Source organism: Rhodoferax sp., assembly GCF_028714215.1.
Taxonomy (GTDB): domain Bacteria; phylum Pseudomonadota; class Gammaproteobacteria; order Burkholderiales; family Burkholderiaceae_C; genus Rhodoferax.
On the sequence record NZ_JAQTMS010000101.1, the window covers coordinates 1 to 3,816 of the forward strand.

3 protein-coding genes are annotated in these 3,816 nt (G+C 56.4%); 2 read left to right on the top strand and 1 reads right to left on the bottom strand.

Annotation, left to right across the window (positions count from 1 at the left end):
* Positions 1-550, bottom strand: a 550-nt coding sequence (locus tag PHS32_RS23940) for a glutathione S-transferase N-terminal domain-containing protein (RefSeq protein WP_301082085.1), incomplete at its 3' end; no start/stop codon positions are given.
* Positions 551-684: 134 nt separating this feature from the next.
* Between PHS32_RS23940 and PHS32_RS23945 the strand changes: the two genes are divergently transcribed.
* Both PHS32_RS23945 and PHS32_RS23950 read left to right on the top strand, forming a co-directional pair.
* Positions 685-1,992: an HD-GYP domain-containing protein gene (locus PHS32_RS23945; RefSeq protein ID WP_301082089.1), complete on the top strand. Its 1,308-nt coding sequence runs from the start codon at positions 685-687 to the stop codon at positions 1,990-1,992.
* Positions 1,993-2,012: 20 nt separating this feature from the next.
* A partial coding sequence (locus tag PHS32_RS23950; protein ID WP_301082098.1) for a diguanylate cyclase occupies positions 2,013-3,816 on the top strand: 1,804 nt, incomplete at its 3' end.

Genomic DNA, 3,816 nt, shown 5'->3' on the forward strand with positions numbered 1-3,816 from the left:
ATTCGTCGAGAGACACCTGCTGCGCCTGATGGGTTCGGATCCAGGGGAAAATTGCCATGTCGGGAATGGAGTAGTCGGGCCCGGCCACAAACGCGCCGGTTTTCCCCAGTTGGGTGTTGAGCACGCCATACAGTCGGTTCACCTCTTTGCCATAGCGATCGATGGCGTAGGGTACTTTTTCGGGCGCATAGAGCAAAAAATGACCGTTCTGCCCCGCCATCGGGCCGAGCCCCCCCATTTGCCACATCAACCACTGCAAGACCTGGGTCCTGCGGCGTACATCGCCCGGCATGAAAAGGCCGGTCTTCTCAGCCAGGTAAATCAGAATGGCGCCGCTCTCAAATACCGCGATCGGATCGCCACCCCCGGCGGGATCATGGTCCACGATGGCGGGCATGCGGTTGTTGGGACTGATCGCCAAAAATGCGGGTGCAAACTGCTCACCCTTGCCAATGTTCACCGGGATCAACTGGTACGCCAGCTTGCATTCTTCCAGCATGATGGAGATTTTCCAGCCGTTGGGCGTGGGCCAGTAATACAAATCAATCATCGGGATTCCTTTTTCTTTGCTTTTGGCATGATATTCTCGAACGCATACGGAGGAAATGTTCGTCCGTCAGATGAAAATTTTTGTGCCAAATATTGCCGTGCTCGTAAAAAGCAGGGTCGCCAACTGAAGTACATATGGACGAAGCCCAGTTCGAATTGATTGAAATCCATCAGTTGCGACCCGGCATGTTCATCGAGCTTGAACTCGGCTGGATGTCCCATCCGTTTCCCACCAGAAGCTTCAAAATTTCCTCTGAGAAACAGCTTGAGGTGATTCGCGGCCTGGGTCTGAAACGTGTTCGTTATTTTCGTGGCAAAAGCGATCTGTTGCCAGGATTCGCAAATGCCGATGGCGCAAACGTCCTGGCCGGCGATAGCCCTGGCGAACAAGCCAAGCCGCAGAGCACGCTGGCGTCAACTGATGAGCATCGTCTTCGGCGACAGCGCAGTGAGTTGCTGAGTGCCCAACATAACAGTCTGATCGTCTGTGAACGCCGCTTTGTTGACGCCATTCAACGCTACAAGCTGGCGGTAGAGCAAATCAGTGCCCACCCTGGCGCGGCCAAGCAACAGTGTCTTGGCGTGGTCGGCGGGTTTGTGGGCGATATGCTGCAGGAGGGCGAGTTGGCCATTCGCCTGTTGTCTGAGGGTATGGGGGACAAAGCGTCCATGCATCCGGTCAATGTGACCATTCTTTCTCTGCTGCTCGGCCGGTCTCTGGGCTTGTCACAGCCGGACATGCTTGATTTGGGCATGGCGGCGTTCTTGCATGACATCGGCAAATCCCGTTTGCCGGACCGGGTGCGCTGGCCAGACGAAAATTTTTCAAAAGCTGAATACAACCTGTACCAGGACCATGTTGCCCAAGGCATCCCTCTGGGGCGGAAGATGGACTTGACAGCGGGCGCCCTGCAAGCCATCGCTCAGCATCACGAGGCGATGGATGGAAGCGGTTTCCCGGCCAGGCTGAAGGGCGACAGCTTGTCCATACCAAGTAAAATTTTGTCATTGGTGAACCAGTATGACAACTTGTGTAATCCGAGTCGTCCGTCGACTGCCGTCACCCCGCATGAAGCCCTGGCACTCATCTTTGCTCAGCTGAAAGCCCGTTTCGATAGCGTGACACTGGGTGCCTTTATCCGCATGATGGGGGTTTATCCGCCGGGCTCGGTGGTGCAATTGGCTGACGAACGATTTGCCCTGGTGGTATCTGTCAATTCCACCCGGCCACTCAGGCCCCAGGTGATCGTGCATGAACCTCGTGTTCCCAAGCATGAGGCACTGATTCTGGACTTGGAGCACTCTCCCGCCCTGGGCATTCGGCGCAGTCTCAAGCCGGCGAGTTTGCCTCGGGAGGCCATGGATTACCTATTGCCGCGGCAGCGAATTTGTTATTTTTTTGAAAAAGCAATTGAGTCACCGTCAGACGAGGTGGGGCTGTGAAGCCAGCGGCCTGGAGCCTCTTGATTGACGGTTTGATCGAGGCCGTCTGGCTGGTTGATCCGGTAAGTTTGCGCATCCTCGCGGTCAATCGCGCAGCGGCCGATTTGTTGGGTTTGGAGGCAGAGGATTTGGTGGGTAAGCCCGCTATTGAGTTGACTGTTACGCCAGAAGACCAGTTCTTTTGGGAGGACATCGCCGCTGGTCTGGTTGAGGGCATTCACTCGGAAACCCTGTTGCGTGGTGCCGATGGCATGGCCGTTCCGGTGGAGCGCCGTGTCAGCCGGGTTTGGCCCGAAACGGGGTGCGCGGTGTATGTGGTGGGCATTCGCGATCTGCGTCAGCAGCGCCGCACCGAAGATGAACTTGAAAGCTTGGTGGCAGAGCTGCGGGCCACACTCGAATCAACTGCCGATGGCATTCTGGTCACTGATCGCAATGGCGACGTCCGCAACTACAACCGGCATTTTGCCGCCATGTGGGATGTGCCCGAAGAGTTGCTTTTGAATCCCAATGACCGGGTCTTGCATGGCCATCTTGCCTCGCGGGTGCTCGACGCCGCGGCATACGAGACGCGCCTGCGGACAATTGCTGAGAGTCCCTTGCTGGAAACCACTGATGTCTTGATACTGATCACCGGGCGTTTACTGGAGCGGGTGTCACGGCCGCAATTCAGCAGAGGTCAAGCGACCGGTCGGGTGTTCTCGTTTCGGGACATCACGCAAAGTGTTGATGCCCAGTCCAGACTGCGTCTGGCGGCCAAAGTGTTTGAGTCGAGCGTGGATGCCATCTTCATCACGGATCCGGATCTGACTATTCTGGCTGCCAATCCGGTTTGTGAGCGTTTGGCAGACACTTCTCAAGCTCAATTGCTTGGGGAATCCGCCAGGAATTTATTTCAGGATCCATGTGACCCTGAACTGATGGTTCGTGTGGAACAAGTGCTGCGCGACGAGGGCTTCTGGCGCGGGCAGGTCTGGCTTGACCGTGCCGGTCGCGCCGCTTGTGCCGTGCATCTGTCCTGGGTTTTGTTGCGTGACGAGGACGGCGCTGTTTTGCACACCATTTGCTTCTTCAAGGACCTGACCGAAGAATTGGCGGCCCAAAAACGCATTGAACAACTGGCTTACAGCGACGCCCTGACCGGTCTGCCCAATAAATTATTGTTGTCACAGCGAGTCGGCTTTGCCTTGCGCATGGCCGAGCGCCACGGCTCGCAGTTTGGTGTTTTCTTTCTGGATCTGGATCACTTCAAGAATATCAATGACTCGATGGGGCATGTGTTTGGCGACCGGGTTCTGATCGAGGTGGCGGAGCGTATCAAACGTTGTTTGCGTGACGCCGACACCTTGTGTCGGCTCGGTGGCGACGACTTTGTCATTTTTGTCCAGGAAATTGATGCCCGTGGCGCTGAAGTGTTGGCACACCGCATTCTGGGCCTGATGGCGCAGGCTTTTCTGATCGAGGAAACCAGCTTTTCGGTTGGGTGCAGTATGGGGATCGCACTGTATCCGGCCGATGGCCGCTCGCTCGATGAGTTGATCAAGTGCGCCGACACGGCGATGTATCTGGTCAAGGAGCGCGGTCGCGGCAGTTTCCGTTTTTATCAACCGCAGATGAACGTTGATTTGCTGTCGCGCATGAAAATGGACCATGCCATGCGCCGGGCCATGGAGCAGGGTCTGTTCCGGCTGCACTACCAGCCGCAAATTTCCCTGGCCACCGGCCAGTTGGTGGGCGTGGAGGCGCTGATTCGCTGGTTGGATGGCGAACTGGGCAATGTGTCACCCGTGTTGTTCATTCCCCTGGCAGAGGAATCGGGCTTCA

Bases quoted from the DNA above. Each gene is read 5' to 3' on its own strand.
- PHS32_RS23945 (WP_301082089.1), top strand. From the start codon at position 685: ATGGACGAAGCCCAGTTCGAATTGATTGAAATCCATCAGTTGCGACCC.